This is a genomic window from Alkalispirillum mobile, assembly GCF_003664325.1.
Classification (GTDB): domain Bacteria; phylum Pseudomonadota; class Gammaproteobacteria; order Nitrococcales; family Halorhodospiraceae; genus Alkalilimnicola; species Alkalilimnicola mobilis.
In genome coordinates this window covers 62,406-85,278 of the sequence record NZ_RCDA01000003.1, presented here as the reverse complement: position 1 = coordinate 85,278, position 22,873 = coordinate 62,406, and the positions used below count along the sequence as shown (strand labels likewise).

General features: G+C 69.0%; 22 protein-coding genes and 1 other RNA gene. 12 read left to right on the top strand and 11 right to left on the bottom strand.

All coding sequences use genetic code 11. The features are described from left to right. Positions 1-42 precede the first annotated feature (42 nt). From DFR31_RS10335 to DFR31_RS10320, 4 genes are all read right to left on the bottom strand, one after another. The gene (locus tag DFR31_RS10335) at positions 43-678 is read right to left on the bottom strand and encodes a 5-formyltetrahydrofolate cyclo-ligase (RefSeq protein WP_121442610.1); all 636 of its coding nucleotides are present in this window, start codon (positions 676-678) and stop codon (positions 43-45) included. Positions 679-726: 48 nt separating this feature from the next. Next, positions 727-912: non-coding RNA, 6S RNA (gene ssrS, locus DFR31_RS10330), on the bottom strand. A gap of 71 nt (positions 913-983) precedes the next feature. After that, complete coding sequence (locus tag DFR31_RS10325) at positions 984-1,268, bottom strand: cell division protein ZapA (protein ID WP_121442609.1); 285 nt, start codon at positions 1,266-1,268, stop codon at positions 984-986. 27 nt (positions 1,269-1,295) lie between these two features. After that, positions 1,296-1,511 (bottom strand): TIGR02449 family protein, encoded by a 216-nt coding sequence (locus DFR31_RS10320; RefSeq protein WP_121442608.1) that lies wholly within the window; start codon positions 1,509-1,511, stop codon positions 1,296-1,298. Between the two features lie 331 nt (positions 1,512-1,842). Here DFR31_RS10320 and DFR31_RS10315 point away from each other — a divergent pair, with 331 nt between their 5' ends. From DFR31_RS10315 to DFR31_RS10300, 4 genes are read left to right on the top strand one after another with little or no spacing between them, the layout of a single operon-like run. After that, the gene (locus DFR31_RS10315) at positions 1,843-2,418 is read left to right on the top strand and encodes a UPF0149 family protein (protein ID WP_121442607.1); all 576 of its coding nucleotides are present in this window, start codon (positions 1,843-1,845) and stop codon (positions 2,416-2,418) included. Positions 2,419-2,430: 12 nt separating this feature from the next. After that, positions 2,431-3,744 carry an aminopeptidase P N-terminal domain-containing protein gene (locus DFR31_RS10310; protein ID WP_121442606.1) on the top strand — a complete coding sequence of 438 codons (1,314 nt, stop codon included), beginning with the start codon at positions 2,431-2,433 and terminating at the stop codon, positions 3,742-3,744. After that, the gene (gene ubiH, locus DFR31_RS10305) at positions 3,741-4,979 is read left to right on the top strand and encodes a 2-octaprenyl-6-methoxyphenyl hydroxylase (protein ID WP_121442605.1); all 1,239 of its coding nucleotides are present in this window, start codon (positions 3,741-3,743) and stop codon (positions 4,977-4,979) included. Before DFR31_RS10310 ends, ubiH begins: the two co-directional genes overlap by 4 nt. Further along, positions 4,976-6,193, top strand: a complete 1,218-nt coding sequence (locus DFR31_RS10300; protein WP_121442604.1) for a UbiH/UbiF/VisC/COQ6 family ubiquinone biosynthesis hydroxylase — start codon at positions 4,976-4,978, stop codon at positions 6,191-6,193. The genes ubiH and DFR31_RS10300 overlap by 4 nt, the downstream gene beginning before the upstream one ends. Here DFR31_RS10300 and DFR31_RS10295 read toward each other — a convergent pair. Together DFR31_RS10295 and DFR31_RS10290 are read right to left on the bottom strand one after the other, a co-directional pair. Beyond that, a complete protein-coding gene (locus DFR31_RS10295) occupies positions 6,150-7,811 on the bottom strand; it encodes a sensor histidine kinase (RefSeq protein ID WP_147436973.1) in 1,662 nt (553 codons plus the stop codon). The two genes, DFR31_RS10300 and DFR31_RS10295, sit on opposite strands and share 44 nt — an antisense overlap. 8 nt (positions 7,812-7,819) lie before the next feature. After that, the gene (locus DFR31_RS10290; RefSeq protein WP_121442602.1) at positions 7,820-8,086 is read right to left on the bottom strand and encodes a PP0621 family protein; all 267 of its coding nucleotides are present in this window, start codon (positions 8,084-8,086) and stop codon (positions 7,820-7,822) included. 150 nt (positions 8,087-8,236) lie between these two features. Between DFR31_RS10290 and sucC the strand changes: the two genes are divergently transcribed. From sucC to DFR31_RS10265, 5 genes are all read left to right on the top strand, one after another. Continuing rightward, positions 8,237-9,412: an ADP-forming succinate--CoA ligase subunit beta gene (gene sucC / locus DFR31_RS10285; protein WP_121442601.1), complete on the top strand. Its 1,176-nt coding sequence runs from the start codon at positions 8,237-8,239 to the stop codon at positions 9,410-9,412. 29 nt (positions 9,413-9,441) lie between these two features. Further along, positions 9,442-10,314, top strand: a complete 873-nt coding sequence (gene sucD, locus DFR31_RS10280; protein WP_121442600.1) for a succinate--CoA ligase subunit alpha — start codon at positions 9,442-9,444, stop codon at positions 10,312-10,314. Positions 10,315-10,422: 108 nt separating this feature from the next. Further along, positions 10,423-12,048, top strand: a complete 1,626-nt coding sequence (locus tag DFR31_RS10275) for an NAD+ synthase (protein ID WP_121442599.1) — start codon at positions 10,423-10,425, stop codon at positions 12,046-12,048. Between the two features lie 81 nt (positions 12,049-12,129). Beyond that, positions 12,130-12,468: a nitrogen regulatory protein P-II gene (gene glnB, locus DFR31_RS10270; protein WP_121442598.1), complete on the top strand. Its 339-nt coding sequence runs from the start codon at positions 12,130-12,132 to the stop codon at positions 12,466-12,468. Positions 12,469-12,704: 236 nt separating this feature from the next. Continuing rightward, complete coding sequence (locus tag DFR31_RS10265; protein ID WP_121442597.1) at positions 12,705-13,385, top strand: AbiTii domain-containing protein; 681 nt, start codon at positions 12,705-12,707, stop codon at positions 13,383-13,385. 3 nt (positions 13,386-13,388) lie between these two features. Here DFR31_RS10265 and DFR31_RS10260 read toward each other — a convergent pair whose 3' ends face one another. Further along, complete coding sequence (locus tag DFR31_RS10260; protein ID WP_121442596.1) at positions 13,389-14,156, bottom strand: outer membrane protein assembly factor BamD; 768 nt, start codon at positions 14,154-14,156, stop codon at positions 13,389-13,391. A gap of 70 nt (positions 14,157-14,226) precedes the next feature. Between DFR31_RS10260 and rluD the strand changes: the two genes are divergently transcribed. Together rluD and DFR31_RS10250 are read left to right on the top strand one after the other, a co-directional pair. Beyond that, positions 14,227-15,168, top strand: a complete 942-nt coding sequence (gene rluD / locus DFR31_RS10255; RefSeq protein WP_121442595.1) for a 23S rRNA pseudouridine(1911/1915/1917) synthase RluD — start codon at positions 14,227-14,229, stop codon at positions 15,166-15,168. Positions 15,169-15,213: 45 nt separating this feature from the next. Further along, positions 15,214-16,314: an RNA ligase gene (locus tag DFR31_RS10250; RefSeq protein WP_121442594.1), complete on the top strand. Its 1,101-nt coding sequence runs from the start codon at positions 15,214-15,216 to the stop codon at positions 16,312-16,314. Between the two features lie 12 nt (positions 16,315-16,326). On the opposite strand, the gene DFR31_RS10245 is transcribed toward DFR31_RS10250, so the two are convergent. The 3 genes from DFR31_RS10245 to pgeF all read right to left on the bottom strand — a co-directional run bounded on the left by DFR31_RS10245 (position 16,327) and on the right by pgeF (position 19,153). Continuing rightward, positions 16,327-17,643 (bottom strand): pyridoxal phosphate-dependent aminotransferase, encoded by a 1,317-nt coding sequence (locus DFR31_RS10245; RefSeq protein WP_121442593.1) that lies wholly within the window; start codon positions 17,641-17,643, stop codon positions 16,327-16,329. Positions 17,644-17,757: 114 nt separating this feature from the next. After that, positions 17,758-18,336, bottom strand: coding sequence for an RNA ligase partner protein (locus tag DFR31_RS10240; RefSeq protein ID WP_121442592.1), 579 nt, complete (start codon positions 18,334-18,336; stop codon positions 17,758-17,760). 82 nt (positions 18,337-18,418) lie between these two features. Continuing rightward, positions 18,419-19,153 (bottom strand): peptidoglycan editing factor PgeF, encoded by a 735-nt coding sequence (pgeF, locus tag DFR31_RS10235; protein WP_245971165.1) that lies wholly within the window; start codon positions 19,151-19,153, stop codon positions 18,419-18,421. Positions 19,154-19,290: 137 nt separating this feature from the next. On the opposite strand from pgeF, the gene clpB reads away from it, so the two are divergent. Then, on the top strand, positions 19,291-21,885 hold the full coding sequence (clpB, locus tag DFR31_RS10230; protein WP_121442590.1) for an ATP-dependent chaperone ClpB: 2,595 nt from the start codon (positions 19,291-19,293) through the stop codon (positions 21,883-21,885). A gap of 81 nt (positions 21,886-21,966) precedes the next feature. Here the strand turns inward: clpB and DFR31_RS10225 are convergent, their stop codons facing one another. Further along, on the bottom strand, positions 21,967-22,854 hold the full coding sequence (locus DFR31_RS10225) for an NAD(P)-dependent oxidoreductase (RefSeq protein WP_121442589.1): 888 nt from the start codon (positions 22,852-22,854) through the stop codon (positions 21,967-21,969). Positions 22,855-22,873: the final 19 nt, after the last annotated feature.

Below are 22,873 nucleotides of genomic sequence, written 5' to 3'. Positions count from 1 at the left end.
CACAGCCGGGCCAGCGTTGTCCGCCGGCGAAAACCCCGCTCCTCAGCGACGCCGCGTAACGCCCCCGTTGCCAACCACCTGGATGCCCCGCTCCGTCGCCACCCCGTGCAGCGGGATATCCCAGGGCGCGAGTGGCAGCTCCGGCACACACTGGAAGGACCAGGCCACGCCCACCAGGCGGGGGTGGGTACGCCAGCGCCAGCGGCCAAGAAAGGCAAAACTGGCATCGTAGAAACCGCCCCCCATCCCCAGCCGGCCGCCCCTCCCGTCGAACGCCACCAGCGGGGTCAGCACCAGGTCCAGCTCAACCGGGCGGAGCAACGGGGTGCTGTTCGGCAGCGGCTCCGGTATACCGAAGCGGTTGCGGCGCAACGCTTGGCCGGGGCGCCAGGCGCGGAAGCGCAGCACGCGGGTACCGGGCCGGACCACCGGCAGGTAGACGCGGACCCCCCGCCGGTGCAGCCGGTGCACCAGCGGACGCGGGTCCATCTCGCCATCGGCGGGCAGAAAGGCGGCGAGCCGGCGCACATTGCGCAGCAACGGGTGACGCGAGACGCGTCGGGCCAGGGCTCGGGCGGCCTTGCGACGCACGGCCAGGGGCTGCGCACGACGACGGGCGCGCATCATCTGGCGGAGGCGCTGGCGGTCCAACGGTTTTTCGGGGGCAACAGCGGACATTAAGGAGAGGATACCAGAGCGGTCGGGCGACCGGCTCCGGCAGAAAAGACGCCCCCCACAGGTGCCGTACGGGCATCGCCCTTGAACCCTGAGGTCCAGGTGGGGATATCGGGAGCGCCTTAGGCTTTCCGCTACCAGGGCGGACATGCACACCAGTCACTCCACGCCTTATCCCCTGGCGATCACGTTGAGGCTCAAGAATACTTAGCCCGCTTTCGTACACCGCAGGGGGCGCAATTCCATGATGGACCAGGGTTCCCGCCGGCGTCCAGTGTTATCGGCGCCCGCGGCGACACACCGCACGCTCAGTCGCCGGTGGTCTCGGCGATACGCTGGTCCAGCGCACGGAGCCGGCGGCGGACGTCCTCCATGCTCTCGTTCTCCCGGCGCGCCTCCAGCAGTTCGTAGGTGATGTTGAGCGCCGCCATCACCGCGATACGATCGGTACCCAGCACCTTGCCGCGATCCCGGATCTCCTTCATCTTCCGATGCAGATAATCGGCTGATTGCAGCAGCCCCTGCTTCTCCTCTTCGGGGCAGCCAATCATGTATTCCTTGTCCAGGATCTGGATCTTGACGGGTTCGGTCATCTTGGGGTCTCCGGCGGGGATGAGAGGTCAGCTGTGTTCCATGGCGCGCAGGCGGCTGATCATGGCCTCGATCTGCGACCGGGCCAGGTCGTTCTTCTCCTGCAGACTGGCCCGCTCGCCGTTGAGCTGCTCCAACGACTGGCGAAGCACCCGGTTCTCTTCCCTGAGCCGCGCATCCGCCTTCAGCAGCGCCTCCACGCGCTGTTCCAGGCGAATCAGCTCTTCAGCAACGGAATCAGCCACTTGACGACCTCTTTTGACGTTAATCCGGAATATAGTGTGCGCGCACCGGCAGGTCAACGCAAAAGCCAGTGCCGGGTTGGGGTACGGGGTGGTTGGGATGGGGCGACTTATGCGCACCGAGCAACGCAGGGAAAATCGGAGAAAAGGCGCGAGCTGTCTGAGCGAAGCGAGTTCTCGCGCCGCCGATTTTCCCGAGTAGCACAGGGGACCCCGAAGGGGGGCGCATTCGGAGCCCCATCCCAACCACCCCGTACCCCAACCCGGCGTGCCAAGCGAAGCCCGCCGCGAGGGTGTTAGCATTAAGGCTCCGCCAACAACCGATGTGAGCCCCATGCGCCTGGAAGCAAGCTACGACGACCTCGAGCGCGCCCTCGCGGCCATCAACGCCGGCACCCACCCGGCAGAGGCCCACGGCGTGCTCTGCGGCATGAGCGCCCTCCCCGACGGCGCCGACAAGGCCCGCTGGATCGCCCAAGTGCTGGACGGCACGCAACCCAGCGGCGAGGCGGCCAAAGAGGTGCTGATGCTGCTGGCCGGCCTCTACGACGAGGTCCAGGAACAGCTCGAGGACAAGAACCTCGGCTTCGACCTCCTGTTGCCCGACGACGGCGAGGCGCTGCAGGTGCGCGCGGACGCCCTGTCCAACTGGTGCCAGGGCTTTCTTTACGGCCTGGGCGTGGCGGGGCTGCCGGAGATCGGCGACCTGCCCAAGGACATCCGCGAGGTGCTGACCGACCTGGGCGAAATATCCCGGGTGGAGCTGGACCCGGAGGCCAGCGAGGACAACGAGAGCGCCTACACCGAACTGGTCGAGTACGTCCGCGTCGCGGCCCTGCTGGTGCGCGACAACCTGCACCCGCTCAAGCCGGACGCCGGCCCCGTGCCGGACAAATCCACCCTGCACTGACCCGGAGCAGATATGGCCCCTGCCGAGTACGCCGCCCGTCGCCAGGAACTGATGCAATTCATCGGGGAGGACGGCATTGCCATCATCCCCGGCGCCACCGAGAAGGTGCGCAACCGCGACGTGCACTACCCCTTCCGCCAGGACAGTGACTTCCGCTACCTCACCGGCTTTCCCGAGCCGGACGCCGTGGCCGTGCTGGTCCCGGGGCGGGAACAGGGGGCCTTCCTGCTCTTTTGCCGCGAGCGCAACCCCGAGCGCGAGGTCTGGGACGGCCCCCGGGCCGGCCAAGAGGGCGCGGTACGTGACTACGGCGCCGACGACGCCTTTCCCATCGAGGACATCGACGACATCCTGCCCGGGCTGATGGAGGGCCGCGAGCGGGTCCACTACACCATGGGGCTGGATAAGGTGTTCGACCAGCGGGTGATCGGCTGGACCCGCGAGGTACGCGCCCGCAGCCGCGGTGCCCGGCGCGGCCCCGAGGAGTTCGCGGCCCTGGAACACCACCTGCACGAGATGCGCCTGATCAAACGCCCGGAGGAGGTGGTCTGCATGCGCCGCGCCGCCCGGGTCACCGAGGCGGCCCACATCCGCGCCATGCAGAGCTGCCGGCCGGGCATGATGGAGTACCAGCTGGAGGCCGGGTTTCTGGACGCGTTCCGCCGCGCCGGCGGCGAACCCGCCTACCCGAGCATTGTCGGCGGCGGCGGCAACGGCTGCGTGCTGCACTACATCCTCAACCAGGACGAGCTGCGCGATAATCAGCTGGTGCTGATCGACGCCGGCTGCGAGCTGGCCGGCTACGCCGCCGACGTCACCCGCACCTTCCCGGTGAACGGTCGCTTCAGCGCAGAGCAACGGGCCGTCTACGACGTGGTCCTGGCCGCCCAGTACGCGGCCATCGACGCCGTGCGCCCGGGGGTGAGCTGGAACCTGGCCCACGAGCGCGCCACCGAGGTGCTGGTGGACGGCCTGCTGGACCTGGGCATTCTCCAAGGCGACCGGGCACAGGTCATCGAAGAGGAGCAATACAAGCGCTTCTTCCCGCACCGCACCGGCCACTGGCTGGGCATGGACGTGCACGACGTGGGTGACTACCGCATAGACGGCGAGTGGCGCGAGCTGGAACCGGGCATGACCCTGACCATCGAGCCCGGGCTCTACATCGCCCCGGACTGTCCGGAGGTCGACCCGCGCTGGCACGGCATCGGCGTGCGCATTGAGGACGACCTGCTGGTCACCCGCGACGGCCACGAGAACCTCACGCCGGAGGTCCCCAAGGCTCCGGATGCCATCGAGGCGCTGATGGCGGAGGCCCGGCGATGAGTCGGTACGACGTGGTGATCGCCGGGGGCGGGCTGGTGGGCGGCTGCCTGGCCGTGGCCCTGGGCCAGACCGGCCTGCGCGTGGCCGTGCTCGAGGCCGTAGCCAGCGATGCCGCGAGCCAGCCCAGCTACGACGACCGCACCACCGCCCTGTCGCCGGTCTCCCGCCGCATCCTCGAGGCACTGGACCTCTGGCCCGACCTGCAGGGCGAGATCACCCCCATCCGCGAGATCCACATCTCCGAACAGGCCGGCTTTGGCTACACCCGCATGCGCGCCGACCGCGAGGGCGTCCCGGCACTGGGCTACCTGGTGCCCAACCGCCGCTTCGGCCAGGTCCTGCCCCAGCGCCTGCAGCACCAGCCCGGCCTCGACTACCTGGCCCCGGCCCGCGCCGTGGCCACCCGCACCACCGCCCACGGCATCGAGCTGACCGCGGAGGATGACGAGGGCCGCCAGCAGCTCCTCAAGGCGCGGCTGGTGGTGGCGGCGGACGGGGCGCGCTCGGTGCTGCGCGAACAGTGGGACCTGCCGCTGCACGAGCACGACTACGGCAGCCACGCGGTGATCGCCAACCTCACCCCCGGCGAGGATCACCGCGGCCGTGCCTACGAGCGCTTCACCCCGGACGGGCCCATGGCCCTGCTGCCCACCACCGGCGGGCGCTGCGCCCTGGTGTGGTCGGTGGCGGACGACGAGTTGCACGACGTGCTGGCACTGGACGACGCCGCCTTCCTCGACCAGGTCCAGCGCCGCTTCGGCTACCGGCTGGGCCGCTTCCGCCAGGTGGGCCGGCGCGCCCACTACCCGCTGCGCGGCCACGTGGTCACCCAGCCGCTGGCCCCGCGGGGGGTCGTCATCGGCAATGCCGCCCACACCATGCACCCGGTGGCCGGCCAGGGCCTCAACCTGGCGCTGCGCGACGTGGCCTGGCTGGCGCAGCTGCTGGCGGAGGCCGAGCGGCGCGGCGAGGATGTAGGCCACCCCGCCCTGCTCCAGCGCTACGCCCGCCAGCGCCAGGCGGACACCCGGCTGATCATGGGCTTCACCCACCTGCTGCTGGCCAGCTTCGGCAACCGCCTGCCCGGACTGCGGGCCGGGCGCAACCTGGCGCTGAAATGGCTGGACATCGTGCCGCCGGCGCGCCGGGCCTTCATGAAACTGGGCATGGGGCTGGGAACACCGCTGCCGGCGCTGGCCGCTGGCTGCCCCCTGAACCGCGAGGAGCCGCGATGAGGATCGACTACGAGGCCATCATCCAGGGGGGTGGCATGGTCGGCCTGGCCCTGGCCCTGACGCTGGCTCGCGCGGGGCTGCCGGTGGCCGTGCTGGAGGCCCAGGCCCCACGCCGCTGGCGCCGGGAGGACCCGGTGGACCAGCGGGTATCGGCGTTGTCGGTGGCCTCGGAACGCTACCTGGACCGGCTGGGCGCCTGGGACGCCATCCGCCGCGCCCGCGCCTGCCCGTTCCACGCCATCCACGCCTGGGACAGCGAAGGCGGTGGATCGATAGACTTCGATGCCCACCGCTACGGCGAACCGCACCTGGCGCACATCGTCGAAAACCGCCTGACCCAGACCACCCTCTGGCAGCAGCTCTCGGAGCGGGACAACGCGCGGTTGATCGTGCCGGGCAGCGTCCAGTCCTGGACCGCCGAGGCCGAATGCCTCCGGGTCCGCCTGGCCGATGGCAGCGAGTGCACCACGCGGCTGCTGGTGGGGGCGGACGGGGCCCGCTCGCCGCTGCGCGAGCGGGCCGGCATCGGACACAGCGTCCGCCCGTACGGCCAGCACGGGGTGGTGGGCACCGTCTGGCCGGAGCACCACCACGGCGGCATCGCCCGGCAGCGCTTTTTGCCGACCGGGCCGCTCGCCCTGCTGCCACTGTCCGACGGCAGTTGCTCCATCGTCTGGTCCTGCCCGGAGGCCCAGGCAGCGGAGCTACTGGAACTGCCCGAGGCGCGCTTCCGCGAGCGGCTGACCCAGGCCAGCGAGTCTGTGCTGGGGCCGATCAACGCCTGCGGCCCCCGGGCGGCCTTTCCGCTGCGCCGGTCCCACGCCCGCCGCTATATCGACCGGCGGCTGGCCCTGGTGGGCGATGCGGCGCACACCATCCACCCCCTGGCCGGCCAGGGCGTCAACCTGGGCTTCATGGACGCGGCCACCCTGGCCGAGGAGATGCTGGCCGCCCACGAGCGGGGTCGCGACCCGGGTGGGCCGGCGGTGTTGCACCGCTACCAGCGCCGGCGGCTGGGCGCCAACCACCTGATGCAGACTGGCATGGACGCCTTCCACTGGCTGTTCGCCAATGACCTGCCGCCGCTGGCGGCCCTGCGCAGCGCCGGGCTGAATCTGACCGACCGCTTCACCCCGGCCAAGTCGCTGTTCATGGCACACGCCATGGGGCTCAGCGGCGAGTTGCCGGAATTGGCCCGTCCTCACCTGCGCTAAGGCTGGCGGCCGGCTCCTGCCACCCGGCCCGTTTCTCCGGCGGTGCCGCCTGCAAGGTAATGCGGAAAAGGGCGCCAGGTTCACCGGGGTTCAGCAACTGCAGGCGGGCGCGGTTGCTCTCGCACAGTTCGCGGCATATGAACAGCCCCAGGCCGGAACCGGACGACTCGGTGGTGAAGAAGGGCTCGAACAGGCTGCCGGCAGCCTCGCTGGGCACGCCCGGGCCGTCGTCGCCCACGTCCAACTGCACTCCGCCGTCCCCGGAGGACCGCCCCGTCAGCGTGACCGCCACGGTATCGCGCCCGGCGCGGGCGTGGCGCGCGGCATTCTCCACCAGGTTGGTGAGCACCTGGTGGAGGTGATTGGGGTCAAACAGCACCAGCGGCGCGGCCGGGGAAACACGGCAGTCAATCCGCACAGAGGCCTGCCCGTTCTGCTCCTGCCAGCGTTGCCGGAAGTCTTCCAGGAAGGGCCCCAGTGAAACCGCCTCCCGGCGGCTGTGCCCGCGGCGGGAGAGTTGCTGGACGTCCTCGACAATGCTGTTCAGCCGCCGGCCGTGGCGCCGGATGATATCCAGCAGGCGGCGGTCGTCCTCGTCCAGGTCGGCGGACTCGGTGAGCAGTTGTTCGGCGTGCAGGATGGCGCTGAGCGGGTTGCGGATCTCGTGGGCGATACTGGCGGTAAGCCGCCCCAGCGCGGCCAGCTTCGCCTGCTGCACCCGCGCCCGCAGCCCACCCTCGTCCTCCAGCAGCAGCAGGAGTGCACCGCCCGCATCGCGCCCCAGCGGCGAGATGCTGACCCGCACATCGGCCCCCGAACCCGGCACGGGGACCACCGGGTCATCCCCCCTGGCCCCCTGCCGCCAGCGCTCGACGGCCCGGTGGAGGTCCGGGGCCACATGCTCCAGGGCGGAGCCGCGGCCGGTGGCCAGCCAGCCCATGGCCGAGTGGTTCAGCAGCCGGATGACCCCTTCGTCATCCACCACGATCACCCCCGGCTCCATGTGCTGCACGATGTGTTCGTTAAGGGCCTGCATGTTGGCCAGGTCCACCCCGCGCCGCTCCGCCAGGGCCTGCACCCGGCGCATGCGCACCGACAGCAGACTGCCCCCCGCGCCCAGCAGGAACAGGCCCAGCCCGTACATGGCAACCAGGGTGTAGCCCTCGGCACTGCCCTCGGCGTACACCGCAACGAAGCCCTGCACCGCCAGCAGGGTCAGCGTGGCCATGGCGGCCAGGCCCAGCGCCAGGCGCAGGTTCGACAGCAGCAGGCTGCCGCCGGCCACGGCCATCAGCAGGAGCAGGGCCAGGCCGCCGTCCATGCGGCCGGTGGCCGCCACCAGCAACCCCAGCGTGATGACATCTACGCCCAACTGCGCGTGCAATTGCCAGGCAAAGGGCAGCAATTGGCGCTGCTGCAGGAACAGCGCAACGACCGCCCAGGCCAGGTAGCCCAGCAATGCACTCAGAAAGATATCGGGCCAGCGAACGGCGAGCAGCAGCGGCTCGCCCCGGGCCCACATGAAGAGCATCAGTAGCGCCAGCACCACGGCGATGCGATAGACGCAGAGAACCCGAAGGCCCACCCAGTGGCTAACGTCCGTCCGCGGGGCAGTCATGACCGGGGTCAGCCCCCCCGGCGCGCGGCGTCGCGGTGCTCCTCGCTGCAGTACCACTGCCCGGCATCCTGCAGCGCCTCGTTGCGAGGCACGTAGACCCCGCAATGATCACAGCGGACCATCGCCTCCACCCGGTCCTTGCCCCGCGTGCGCCGCTGGCTCTGCTCATCGGCGACCGCCGCCCGCTCGCGCTGCTCACGCAGTTGGCGCAACACCGAGCGCAAGCCCAGCCAGGCCAGGATGAGCACTATAATGACGAGAATCTGTCCGAGCATGGGCTCTCCGTGGGGCGAAACCGTGATTCAGCCCTACACTTTACCCCATCGCTACCGGGGCCGGGGCGACAATGTGCCGCGCTTTTTGCTTTTGCACCGGCCTTTGATAGAGAATACACCGGCTTTTCACGAGGAGGAGGCAGGCCATCCATGAATCTCCATGAATTTCAGGCTAAACACCTGTTTGCTGATTACAACATTCCCATTCCACAGGGTTACGTGGCCCGCTCCAGCGGCGAGGCGGTAGAGGCCGCCGGCAGGCTGGGCGGCTCGGTCTGGGTCGTCAAGGCCCAGGTACACGCCGGCGGACGCGGTAAGGCCGGCGGGGTCAAGGTCCTGAAGGCGAAAGAAGAAGTAGAAGAATTCACCGACTCCCTCCTGGGCTCCCGCCTCGTCACCCACCAGACCGATTCCAAAGGCCAACCCATCCACGCTGTCCTGGTAGAAGAAGGGCTGGACATCGCCCGCGAACTCTACCTGGGCGCCCTGGTGGACCGCGCCAGCAAGCGCGTCACCTTCATGGGCTCCGCGGCCGGCGGCATGGATATCGAAGAGGTGGCCGCCACCGAGCCCGAGAAAATCATCACCCTGGCGGTGGATCCGGCCGCAGGCTTCCAGGCCTACCAGGGCCGCAAGATGGCCTTTGCGCTGGGCCTCGAAGGCAAGCAGATCGGCCAGCTGGTCAAGATCATGAAGGGTCTGTATCAGATCTTCGAAGAGAAGGATCTGAGCATGATCGAGATCAACCCGCTGATCGTCACCGGCGACGGCCAGCTGCTGGCGCTGGACGCCAAGATCAACGTTGATGACAACGCTGTCGAGATCGGCCGTCAGCCGCAGATCGCCGACATGCGCGACATCACCCAGGAGGATGAGGCCGAGGTTCAGGCCGCCGAGCACAACCTCAACTACATCACCCTGGACGGCAACATCGGCTGCATGGTCAACGGCGCCGGCCTGGCCATGGCCACCATGGACGTGGTCAACCTGCACGGCGGCTCGCCGGCCAACTTCCTGGACGTGGGCGGTGGCACCACCACCGAGCGGGTCACCGCGGCCTTCAAGCTGATCCTCTCCTCCGACACGGTGGAGGGCATCCTGGTGAACATCTTCGGTGGCATCGTGCGCTGCGACGTGATCGCCGAGGGCATCATCGCCGCCGTCAAGGAGGTGGGCGTGGACGTGCCCGTGGTGGTTCGCCTGGAAGGCACCAACGTCGAGCAGGGCAAGCAGATGCTGGCTGACAGCGGCATGGACCTGATCCCCGCCGACGATCTCACCGACGCCGCCAAGAAGGTCGTGGCCGCCGTCGGCAAGGCCGCCTGAACCACGCCGGAGAAGAGGATCCAATCGACATGAGCGTACTTGTAGACAAGAACACGAAGGTCATCGTCCAGGGCTTCACCGGCAAGCAGGGCACCTTCCACGCCGAGCAGGCCATCGCCTACGGCACCAACGTGGTCGGTGGCGTGACCCCCGGCCGCGGCGGCCAGAAGCACCTGGACCGCCCGGTGTTCAACACCGTGGAAGATGCCGTCCAGGAGACCGGCGCCGACGCCAGCATGATCTACGTGCCGGCCGCCTTCGCCGCCGACGCCATCCTGGAAGCGGCCGATGCCGGCATCAAGGTCATCGCCTGCATCACCGAGGGCATCCCGGTGCTGGACATGCTCAAGGTGAAGGCCGCCCTGGCGCAGTACGACTGCCGCCTGATCGGCCCCAACTGCCCGGGCGTCATCACCCCCGGCGAGTGCAAGATCGGCATCATGCCCGGCCACATCCACAAGGCCGGTTCCATCGGCATCGTCTCCCGCTCGGGCACCCTGACCTACGAGGCGGTCAAGCAGACCACCGACATCGGTCTCGGCCAGTCCACCTGCATCGGCATCGGTGGTGACCCGATCCACGGCATGTCCTTCATCGACGCCCTGGAGCTGTTCCAGGCCGACCCGCAGACCAAGGGCATCGTCATGGTGGGCGAGATCGGCGGTACCGCCGAGGAAGAGGCCGCGGAGTACATCCAGCAGAACGTGGACAAGCCGGTGGTGGCCTACATCGCCGGTGTCACCGCACCTCCGGGCAAGCGCATGGGTCACGCCGGCGCCATCATTGCCGGTGGCAAGGGCACCGCGGACGACAAGTTCGCCGCCCTGGAGAAATCCGGTGTCGCCACCGTGCGCTCCCCGGCGGAGATCGGCCAGAAGCTCAACGAGCTGTTCAAAGGCTGATCACCCCGCTGCGATGGCCCAAGCCATTGCCAGCCAGAAAACGGCCCGATCCCGCCCCGCGGGACGGGCCGTTCTCACGTCTGGCCACCAACGCAGGAGAACCGCGACATGACATTGCGCGTCACACTGGCCCAGCTGGCCTGCCCGGTGGGCGATATCGAGGGCAACACCCGGCGAATCGTCCAGGCCATAGAGGCCGCCCGCGACAAGGAACAGGCCCAGCTGGTGGTCTTCCCGGAACTGGCGGTCACCGGCTACCCGCCGGACGACCTGCTGCTGCGTGACGACTTCATCCACGCGGCGGAGAACGCCCTGCAGCCCATTCAGGAGGCCGCGCAGGGGATCACCGCCGTGGTCGGGGTGCCGCTGCGGGACCGCGACGGGCTGCACAACGCCGCCGTGGTGGTTCAGGACGGCCGGGTCATCGCCCGCTACGCCAAGCGGGAGCTGCCCACCTACAGCGTGTTCGACGACAGCCGCCACTTCGTGCCCGGCACACGCCCCTGCGTAGTGGAGGTGGCCGGCACCCGCGTGGGGCTGAGCCTGTGCGAGGACATCTGGTGGCCCACCCCCGCCCGCGAGGCCGTGGCCGCCGGCGCTGACCTGGTGGTCAACCTCAACGCCTCCCCCTTCCACCGGCGCAAGCAGGCGGAACGCGAGGCGGTGCTGCGCGAGCGCGCCCTCGATACCCACCGGGCGATGCTCTACGTCAACATGACCGGCGGCCACGACGAGGTGGTCTACGACGGCGGCTCGGTGGCGGTGGACGCCTGCGGCACCGTTCAGGCCCGCGCCCCCCGCTTCCGGAGCGAGCTGTGCACGGTGGAGGTAGACCCGGCACACGGGAACGTCAACGGTGAGCAGAGCACGCAGCCCTCCGAGGAGGGCGCCGTCTACCAGGCGCTGGTCACCGGCCTGCGTGACTACGTGCGTCGCAACGGCTTTCCCGGGGTGGTGCTGGGCCTCTCCGGCGGGCTGGACTCGGCGCTGGCCGCCGCCGTGGCGGTGGACGCCCTGGGCGCCGACAAGGTGCAGGCGGTGATGATGCCCAGCCGCTACACCGCTCCCATGAGTCTGGATGACGCCCAGGCCATCGCCCGCATGCTGGGCATCCGCTACCAGACCACCTCCATTGAGCCGATCTTCCAGGGCTTCCTCAGCACCCTGGCCCCCAGCTTTGAGGGGATGGCGCCGGACGTGACCGAGGAGAACCTGCAGTCGCGTATCCGCGGCACCCTGCTGATGGCCCTGTCCAACAAGACCGGCCGCATGGTCATTGCCTGTGGCAACAAGAGCGAGCTGGCGGTGGGCTACGCCACCCTCTACGGCGACATGTGCGGGGGCTACGCCCCGCTCAAGGACGTGTACAAGACCGAGGCCTACCGTCTGGCCCGCTATCGGCATAGCCTGAACCCGGCATTCCCGGAGGGGGTGTTCAACCGCCCGCCCACCGCCGAGTTGGCCCCGGACCAGAAGGACGAGGACAGCCTTCCGCCCTACCCCGTGCTCGACGATATACTTGAGAGGTACGTGGAGCACGACCAGAGCGAGGCCCTGATCGTCGCCGCCGGCCACGAACCGCAGACCGTGGCGAGAGTCACCCGGCTGGTCCGGCGCAACGAGTACAAGCGCCGCCAGTCGGCGCCCGGCCCCAAGGTAACCCCGCGCGCCTTCGGCCGGGACCGCCGCTACCCCATCAGTTCCGGCTGGCCAGGGGTGCCGGTAGAATCCTGAGCGTTTTCAGATCGGGTTCGCACGCTTACACTCGGGGCAACCGGGAATCCTCCGGCCCCGCAGACGAGGGAGAATCAAGGCATGAAAAAGGTTGAGGCCATCATCAAGCCCTTCAAACTGGACGACGTGCGCGAAGCACTGTCCGAGATCGGCATCACCGGCATGACCGTCACCGAGGTCAAGGGCTTTGGCCGGCAAAAGGGCCACACCGAGCTGTACCGTGGCGCCGAGTACGTGGTGGACTTCCTGCCAAAGATGCGGCTCGAGGTTGTCATCGCCGACGACCAGGTGGACCGTTGCCTGGAGGTGATCACCAAGGCCGCCCACACCGGCAAGATCGGTGACGGCAAGATCTTCGTCAGCGACGTGGAGCGGGTCATCCGCATCCGCACCGGTGAAGAGGACGAAAACGCCATCTGACCCCCCGGCCGGCCTGGCCCCTCCCAGGGGCTGGGCCCCTGCCAATTACCTCACTGCACAGCCGCTTGTTTCCCTTCCGGTTTCCTGCATAGACTGAAACGACGAATAAGTCACAAAGGCAGCCTGGCCGCCGGGCCCGAGCTGCCGTGACCCAGGAAGTCAGAATAATAAGCGGCCATGACGGCCCACCGCTCGCGTGACGGGCGGGCTGGGATGCGCCAATGGAGGGACCGGCAGTGAGTTCAGTCATTGAAACCCTGATCGAGGAGACCAGGGACAGCAGCACGTACGTGGGCGACCTGGCCACCAGGGCCCGCTTCCTCGCCTCCACCCTGAGGCAGAAACCCGTATCGGAATGGCTGCGCCAAGAGCTCGACGGCTACCCGGAGGATGCCCCGGTGCCGGTGCCCTACCGGCAGACCAGCGGCGGCGTACTGGTGGCCTGGCGGCCTGGCATGGGTTGGGTGGAAGCGCCGATCACCGACGCGGTCAACGAGCGCTTGTCCCGGTTCGAAATCCGCGACGGCATCCGTGATCTGGAATCGAACGCTATGCACCAGGCGGGCAAGCGGCAGATGGATATCCCGGTGGAACTGCCCGAGGAGCGGCAACTGGAGCTGCGGGTGGAGACCCGGTTGGACACCCGTCTGGCGCTGGTGGTGCCCGCCCGGAACCTGCAAGTGCTGCTGGCCACCCTGCGCCTGGGTATAAGGCGCTGGGCGGAGGGGTTGGCGGCCGCGGGCCTGCAGGGCAGCGGCACCTCGTTCAGCAAGGAGGACCGCAGCGTTGCCGCGGCCATCACCGACGAGCTGGACAGCCTGATCGAAGCCGCCCACGCCGAGGCCCGGCAGCAACAGGCGAAGAGCGAATCCGCCGGCCAGGCGGGCAGTTTCTTCTCCCGCCTGCTCGGTGCCTGACCCCTAGTTGGCGGCCAGCGGGTGGCCGGGGAAGTTCTCGCCGATCACCCGGCGCACATCCGCCTGCAGGTCCTCGATCTCCAGGACGCCGTACGCCTCCACCAGCACCTCCAGCGCCTCCTCCACGGCGCTGGTGCCCTGGTAATCGGCGAGTACCGTGCGGGCGCGGCCCACTGCCGCCACCGGCGCATCGCGGCGCAGGTAGTAGCGGGCGACATTGATCTCGTGGCGGGCCAGGATGTCACGGATCTCGCGCATGCGCTCCTGGGCATCTTCCACGTAATCGCTGTCCGGGTGGCGCTGGATCAGCTCCCGGAAATCCACGAACGCCCGGCGCAACGGCTGCGGGTCACGCAGGCTACGGTCCAGGTTAAACAGTCGGGAAAAGAACTCATCGCCACTGCTGGCATGGGCCAGGCCCCGCATGTAGCGGGCGTAAGCGACGTTGGGGTCCCGCGGGTAGAGCCGCATGAAGCGGTCGGCGGCAGCGATGGCGGATTCCATCTCGCCCGCCTCGTAGTAGGCGTAGATAATGTCCAGCTGCGCCTGCGTGGCGTAAGGGCCGAAGGGGAAGCGGCCCTGCAACCGCTCCAGGGTCTCCACGGCCATGCTGTAGTTGCCGTTGGCCAACTGCCTGCGGGCGCGCTGGTAGAGCTCCTCCGCAGTCTCCTGGGCCTCCGGCTCCCGGTCAGGGCCATTGGACGAGCAACCGCTGGCCAGCAACAGCGGCACAATCAGGATTAGCAGCCATATCCAGCGCTTCGGCAACATACGGGACCTCAATCTGACATCAAGCGGGAAAGCGCTTATTCTACGCGCCTTGGCGCAGCGGGAAAGCATCATGGGCACTCGAATAGAACACGACATCCTGATCGAAGACGCACAAGCGGGCCAACGGCTGGACCAGGCACTGGCAGCGCTGCTGCCGGACTACTCGCGCAGCCGCATCCAGCAGTGGATCCGGCAGGGCGAGGTCACCGTCGACGGTCGCCAGCCGCGGCCCCGGGACAAGGTGGCCAGCGGCCAGCAGGTCACGCTGCGCGCCGAGCTGGAGGAGGAACAACGGGTCTCCGCCGAGCCCATCCCCCTGCGTATTCTCCACGAGGACGCCCATCTGCTGGTAGTGGACAAGCCGGCCGGGCTGGTGGTTCACCCGGGCGCGGGCAACCGCGAGGGCACCCTGCAGAACGCTCTGCTCCACCACGACCCGACGCTGGCGGAACTGCCCCGGGCCGGCATCGTCCACCGGCTCGACAAGGACACCTCCGGGCTGATGGTGGTGGCCCGCAGCCTGCCGGCCCACACCGCGCTGGTGGCCCAGCTCCAGGCGCGCAGCGTGAGCCGCGAGTACCTGGCGCTGGTCAGCGGCTGCCCGGTGGCGGGCGGCACGGTCGAGGCGCCCATCGGCCGCCACCCCCGCGATCGCAAGCGCATGGCGGTTGTGGAGCGCGGCCGTCCCGCGGTCACCCACTACCGGGTGGAGACCCGTCTGCGCGCCCACACCCTGCTGCGCTGCTTCCTGGAGACCGGTCGCACCCACCAGATCCGGGTGCACATGGCCTACGTGGGCTACCCGCTGGTGGGCGACCCGGTGTACGGCGGCCGGCTGCGCCTGCCCCCCGGCGCCACCGAGGCCCAGCGCCAGGCCCTGCGCGGTTTCCACCGCCAGGCGCTGCACGCCACCCGGCTGGCGCTGGACCACCCGGACAGCGGGGAGCGGGTGCGCTGGGACGCCCCCATGCCGGAGGACATGCAGGCGCTGATCGCCTGCCTGCAGGGCTGACCCGCGCGCTTTCCGCGACCGCCCCCGGCGCGCTAGGCTTGGGACATGGACGCACTGACCGCGAAACAGGCGCTGGAAAAGGGCAAGGCCACCCGGCACGAGTTCGAGGGGCTGAGCTACATCCGCCTGCACGACAGCGTGGCCCGGCTGCCCAAGGGCAGCGTCCGGCTGGACACCGGGCGGGTCATACCCGGCTACCCCTCCATCGGCCGCATCCAGGCGCTGGCCACCGGCCTGGAGAAGCAGTACGGCGACGAACCCTTCTGGGCCGAGGAGAAGATCGACGGCTTCAATATCCGCATCGTGGCCCACGAGGGCCGGCTGCTGGCCTTCAGCCGGGGCGGTTTTCTCTGCCCCTTCAGCACCGACCGCGTCCCTGAACTGCTCGACCCGGCCCTGTTCGACGAGCACCCGGGGCTGATCGCCTGCGCCGAGCTGGCCGGCCCGGAGAACCCCTACATGGAGGGCAGCCCGCCCCACGTGGCGCATGACGTGGCGCTGTTCGTCTTTGACCTGATGCGGGACGGGCAGCCCGGCTTCATTGCGCAGGCGGAAAAACAGGGCCTGGCGGAGCGCTACCGCCTGCCGGTGGCGCGGGTCTTCGGCCGCTACCGGGCACAGGACCAGCAGGCGCTGACCGAGCTAATCCTGTCGCTGGACCGGGCCGGCTGCGAGGGGCTGGTATTCAAGGGTGAGGTGCAGGGCGCGCGCAGCAAGTACGTCACCGCCCGCTCCAACATCAACGACATTGCCCTGGTCAGTGACGCACTTCTCGACCTGCCGCCGGAGTACTTCACCAACCGCATGATGCGCCTGGCCCTGTTCGAGGCCGAGCACCGGGGCAACGACCCGGACCTGGAGCGGGAACTGGGGCGCGCCCTGCTGCAGGGGCTCGGCCGCTCGGTGCAGCGCAGCCGGGAGGTGGGCCGGGTAGGCCACCGCTACCGCTGCCGCTTCCGCCACCAGCGCAACCTGGACCACTTCGTCGCGCACCTGGAGGCCACCGGCGGCCCGCAGCACGTGAAGATCCTCTACCAGCCCAGCCGCCAGCAGGACGGCTACTGGGTGCTGGAGTTCGAGCGGGTCCTGCCGCGGATGACCGGCACCCTGGCCCACGCCCTCTCCGGTGGCGCCCAGTTCGACTGAGCGCCGCAGGCCTCAGCCCCCCTCTTCGCCCCGCGCCCAGCGCACCAGCCTCTCGATGCCATTGACCACGTTTGGGCAGGAGTGGGTCAGGAACTCATCGGAGAGCGGCCCGGCGGGCTCGTCTCCCGCCGCGGTCAGGACCTTGGCACCGTCAAAATCCACGTAGGCGAGCCGCGCGGAGAGCTCCTCGTCCGGGCGGCCGAAGGCACTCCCCGGCAGCAATGCCACGCCGGTGTCCTCCAGCAGCTGGTTGCACAGCTGCGAGGCGGTGCCAATGCCCCGTGCAGTCAATTGCTCGCGCAGCGGACTGAAATCGGGGAACAGGTAGAACCCCCCGGCCGGGCGGGGGGTGTGCAACCCGGCCCCGTCCAGCCGGCGCCAGCAGTACTGGCCCAGGGCCTGCAGCACCCGCCGGGACTGCTGCAGGTACTGCTCGATCTCCAGCCCGCCCTGGAACGCGCGTACAGCGGCAAACTGTATGGGGGCGCTGGTGGAGGTATAGGTCTCGCTGGCAACCACGGACATCGCCTCCAGCAACCAGTGCAGCCCCCGCGGGAAGGCGAAAGTACCCAGCCGCCAGCCGCCGGCGCCGCACCACTTGCTCAGCCCGCTGCTGATGATGGTGCCCTCGGGGTAGAAGCGGGCCACGGACATGTGCTGCCCGCGGTGGTGCAACTCGCCGTAGATCTCGTCGGAGAGCAGCACCACCCGGTACCGGCGGGCCACCTGCGCCAGCGCCTGCAACTCGTCCGCGCTGTAGGTCTCACCGGTGGGGTTGTTGGGGTAATTGAGGATCAGGATGCGCGGACGGGAGGGGTCCCGCGCGCAGAGCCTTTCCAGGTCCTCCGGCATCAGCCGCCAGTTGTTCTGGTATCGGGTCTGCACCCAGCGGATCTGGCGTCCGATGATGTGCGCCTGCGGTGCGTAGGAGACCCAGCTGGGGGTCGGGATGACCAGGTCGCCGTAATAGACCAGCTGCAGGATGAACATCAACTCCTTGGAGCCGGGGCCGATCATCACGTCCTCGGCGGAGACCTCCACGCCCTGGCCGCGCCGGTGGTACTCGGCCACCGCCTCGCGCAGGTTGCGCAGCCCCTTCACCGGCAGGTAGTCCTTTTGGTGGGCGTTCGCCTTCAGCTCTGACTCCACCGCGGCCGGGATGGGAAAGGGCGACTGCCCCAGCCCGAAGCGGAAGACGTGCCGCCCATCCGCCGCGAGCGCGGCGCTGCGCTCATTGATGGCCAGGGTGGCGGACTGGCCCAGGTCCCGCACGTTGAGGTTGAGGTGGATCTCCGGCGCATGGCCGTAACGCCGCTCATCGATACTCATTCCCGTCACTACGTCACCCCCGCGTTGCTGGGGGCCACCCGCGCCCCCTACCCCTGAGCGTAGCCAGTGGCGGCGGTCTGTCACGGCGGTGTGACCCGCCGGCGGCGACCCGGGTCAGTAGCCGCCCGCCAGGTTCTCCATCACCCGCCGCAGGTAGTCCGCGGTGAGCAGCTTCACGCCCATCCGGTTGCCCAGTTTGCGCATGCCCTCGTCGGCGCTGACCAGCTCCGCGTCCAGTTCCATGGCCAGCAGCACCGCATCCACGTCCTCACGGGAGTCCACCAGTCCCTTGCGCATGGCCTCGCGGTAGCGCTCGCGCAGGCTGGCGATCAGCTCCGGGCGCATGTCGGTGGCGGCGCCCGCCTGGCGGGTATGCTCCTCGGCGATGCGCAGGCCGCGGTCGATGCGACCGCGCAGTTCGTAGATGAACTCGTAGAGGATCTCCGCCGGTATGTTCATGCTGAACCGGCGCGGCGACCGGACCCATACCTCGGTCTCGAAATCCGCTGCCATCTCCGCCAGGTCGCGCATGCGCCGGAACTCGTCGTACACCGACAGCGGCATGTAGAACTCCGCCGGCGAGCGCCGGGCCAGCTGGAGGAAGGTCTGCACCCCGGCCAGCGGGTCCTCGCCGAACTGCACGGCGCAGTGGGGATTGGTGAAAACACTGGTGTCGAGCACGAATCGGCGCATGGTGGCACTCCCTGTGGTCCTTGCCCTGATGATCCGCCGCGCCGCCAGCCGGGTCAATCCGTGCCGCGGCGCTGTCGCGGCCTCACGCCAGCCAGATCAGCGTGGCCATGCGCCCGGTCTCGCCGTCGCGGCGGTAGGAGTAGAAGCGAGCGGCCTCCGTGTGGGTGCAGTGGTCACCGCCGTACACGGCGTGGACCCCGACAGTGGCCAGGCGGCGGGCGGCCAGGGCGTAGAGGTCGGCCCGCCACCGGCCCTCCTGGTCCTCGCGGAAACAGGGGGCGGCCCCCTCATCCCGGGCCAGGAAGGCCTGGCGCACCTCTGCCCCCACCTGGAAGGCGTCGGGGCCGATGGCCGGGCCCAGCCACGCCATCAGGCCTTCCGGGCCGCCCAGCGCCGCGACCCCGGACTCCAGCATCCCGTCGACCAGGCCGCGCCAGCCGGCGTGCAGTGCCGCCACCCGCGTCCCGTCCTGGTCGCAGAGCAGCACCGGCAGGCAGTCGGCGGTCAGGATGGCGCAGACCAGCCCCCGCCGGTCCGTGACGCTGCCATCGGCCTCCGGCACGCCGGTCGCCCGGTGCGCCGCCACCACGGCCGTGCCGTGCACCTGCTTCAGCCATACCGGCGCCCCCGGCAAGTCCGCCGCCAACGCGAGGCGGCGGCGGTTTTCCGCAACGCAAGCCGCCGCATCGCCGGTGTGGGCCCCCAGGTTCAGGCTATCGTAGGGGGGTGGACTGACCCCGCCCGCGCGGGTGGTGGTCAGTGCCCGCACTCCGGGCGGCGCCGGCCAGTCGGGCCGTATGAAATCCAGTTCACTCATGCCGTCCATCATCGGCCATTGCGTCGCCGGCGCCAAGCCGCAGCACCGCTCATGGTTGAAAAGCCCGGCGCGCTCCCCCATCTGTTATTGCAAAGGCATTGACGGGTGACTCACACCCCGGAGCAAGAGGATTCATCATGCGGCAGGACAAACTGACCACGAAATTCCAAATGGCCATCGCCGATGCGCAGAGCCTGGCCGTGGGCCGCGATCACCAGATGATCGAGCCGGTCCACCTGATGGCCGCACTGCTCGACCAGGAGGGCGGTGTCGGCCAGCTGTTCTCGCGCGCCGGCGTGAACATCAACCAACTGCGCACCGAGCTGGGCCGGGCCCTGGACCGGCTGCCCACGGTGGAGGGCAGTGCCGGCGAGGTGCACCTGTCCAACGAGCTGGGCCGGCTGCTCAACCTCACCGACAAACTGGCCCAGAAGCGCAAGGACCAGTACATCTCCAGTGAGCTGTTCGTACTGGCGGCGGTGACCGACAAGGGCCAGCTGGGCGAATTGCTGCGCGGCGCCGGCGCCACCCAGGAGGCGGTGGAGAAGGCCATCGAGGAGCTGCGCGGCGGCCAGTCGGTGGACGACCCCAACGCCGAGGACCAGCGTCAGGCGCTGGAGAAGTACACCATCGACCTCACCGAGCGGGCCGAACAGGGCAAGCTGGACCCGGTGATCGGCCGGGATGAAGAGATCCGCCGCACCATCCAGGTACTCTCCCGGCGCACGAAGAACAACCCGGTGCTGATCGGCGAGCCCGGCGTCGGCAAGACCGCCATCGCCGAGGGCCTGGCCAACCGCATCATCAACGGCGAAGTGCCGGAAGGGCTGAAGACCAAGCGCATCCTCTCCCTGGACATGGCCGCGCTGATCGCCGGCGCCAAGTACCGGGGCGAGTTCGAGGAGCGGCTGAAGGCCGTGCTCAACGACCTGGCCAAGCAGGAGGGCCAGATCATCCTCTTCATCGACGAGATCCACACCATCGTCGGGGCCGGCAAGGCCGAGGGCGCCATGGACGCGGGCAACATGCTCAAGCCCGCCCTCGCCCGGGGCGAACTGCACTGCATCGGCGCCACCACCCTGGACGAATACCGCAAGCACATCGAAAAGGACGCGGCCCTGGAGCGCCGCTTCCAGAAGGTGCTGGTGGACGAACCCTCGGTAGAGGACACGGTGGCCATCCTGCGCGGGCTGAAGGAGCGCTACGAGGTGCACCACGGGGTGGAGATCACCGACCCGGCCATCGTGGCGGCAGCCCAGCTCTCCCACCGCTACATCACCGACCGACAACTGCCCGACAAGGCCATCGACCTGGTGGACGAGGCGGCCAGCCGCATCAAGATGGAGATCGACTCCAAGCCTGAGGAGATGGACCGCCTGGAGCGGCGGCTGATCCAGCTCAAGATCGAGCGCGAGGCCCTGGCCAAGGAGGAGGACGACGCCTCCCGCAAGCGCCTGGACGCGCTGGAGGGGGAGATCAACGAGCTGGAGGACGAGTACAAGGCGCTGGAAGAGATCTGGAACTCCGAGAAGGCGGCCGTGGAGGGCGCCCAGAGCATCAAGGAGCAGCTGGAGCGTGCCCGGCAAGAGCTGGAGACCGCCCGCCGAGCCGGCGACCTGGGCCGCATGTCAGAGCTTCAGTACGGCCGCATCCCGGAGCTGGAGCGCCAGCTCGACCTGGCCCTGCAGGCGGAGATGCACGACACCCAGCTGCTGCGCACCAGCGTGGGCACCGAGGAGATCGCCGAGGTGGTCTCGCGCTGGACCGGCATCCCGGTGAACAAGATGCTGGAGGGCGAGCGCGACAAACTGCTGCGCATGGAGGACGAGATCCGCAAGCGCGTGGTGGGTCAGGACGAGGCGGTCGGCGCCGTGGCCAACGCCATCCGCCGCTCCCGCGCCGGGCTGTCCGACCCGAACCGGCCCAACGGGTCGTTCCTGTTCCTTGGCCCCACCGGCGTGGGCAAGACCGAGCTGTGCAAAGCGCTGGCCAGCTTCCTCTTCGACACCGAGGAGGCCATGATCCGCATCGACATGTCGGAGTTCATGGAGAAGCACGCCGTGGCCCGGCTGATCGGCGCGCCCCCCGGCTACGTGGGCTACGAGGAAGGCGGCTATCTCACCGAGCACGTGCGCCGTAAGCCCTACTCGGTGATCCTGCTGGACGAGGTGGAAAAGGCCCACGCGGACGTCTTCAACGTGCTGCTGCAGGTACTGGACGACGGCCGGCTGACCGACAGCCACGGCCGCACCGTGGACTTCCGCAACACCGTGATCGTGATGACCTCCAACCTGGGCTCGGACGTGATCCAGCAGATGGCGGGCGAGGAGCACTACCAGGAGATGCGCTCGGCGGTGATGGACATCGTCGGCACCCACTTCCGGCCGGAGTTCATCAACCGGGTGGACGAGGTGGTGGTCTTCCACCCCCTGGGCCGCGAGCACATCCGCTCCATCACCGACATCCAGCTGCGTCAGCTCAACGCCCGGCTGGCGGACAAGGAGCTGGCGCTGGAGGTCTCCGAGGCGGCGAAGGACCAGTTGGGCGAGGCCGGTTTCGACCCGGTGTACGGGGCGCGGCCCCTCAAGCGGGTACTGCAGCAACGGCTGGAAAACGCCCTGGCCCAGCGGATACTGCGCGGCGAGTTTATGCCTGGGGATAGTATTCGGGTGGATACCGAGGGCGACGCGCTGACCTTCAGCAAGGGGGCGTCGGCCGCCACCGAGGCCTGACAAATGGGCATTGGGCAGCCCGGGCGGTTGGGCGCTGCTCCCCGCCCGGGCCAGACCCGGGGAGCAGCGCCGCTGCCGTGATCAGAGGCTTTTCTTGTTCCCGCCGTTCTCGAACATGGCCCGCTTGCTGCGGTACAGCCCGGAGATATCGTCATCCCCGTGGCCGCCTTCGATCAACGGCCGATACTGCTTCAGGGTCATCTCCACCACCGGCAGGGCCACGCCCATGTTCTCCAGCATGGCGCGGCAGATCTCCAGGTCCTTGCGGTGAAGGGCCATCTTGAAGCCGGGCTCGTACACCCCGCGCACCATGGTGGGACCGCGGTGCTGCAGGAACCAGCTGCCGGCCGCGCCGCCGCTCAGCACCTCGATGACCTTGTCCATGTCCAGGCCCTGGGCCTGGCCGAAGGCCAGCGCCTCGGTCACCCCCTGGTTGATGCCGGCCACCATGATCTGGTTGACCGCCTTGGTGACCTGCCCGGCACCCGACGGCCCCATGTAGGTGGCCGAGCGGCTGATGGCCGAGAGCACCGGCCGCACGCGCTCCAGGGTGGCCTCGTCGCCGCCCACCATCATCACCATGGTGGCCTTCTCGGCGCCCTCCTTGCCGCCGGAGACCGGGGCGTCCAGGAACTGCGCGCCGGTGGCTGCAACCCGCTCGGCGGCCTCCCGGGCGGTATCCGCGCTGACGGTGGAGGTGTCGACCACCACCTTGCCCTCGCCCAGCTCGGGCAGCATGGCGTCCACTACCTCCAGCACGTCGGCGTCCGCCGACACGCAGGTGACGATCACGTCGCACTGGGCCGCCACGGTGGGGGCATCCGCTGCCGCCGCCACCCCGTGCTGACCGGCAAAATCCACCGCCTTGTCATAGGTGCGGTTCCATACGGCCGCCAACAGCCCCTGTTTGGTCAGGTTGGCGGCCATGCCGGCGCCCATGGCACCCAGTCCGATCACGCCTGCTTTCATTGCGACTCCGTTGTGCTCT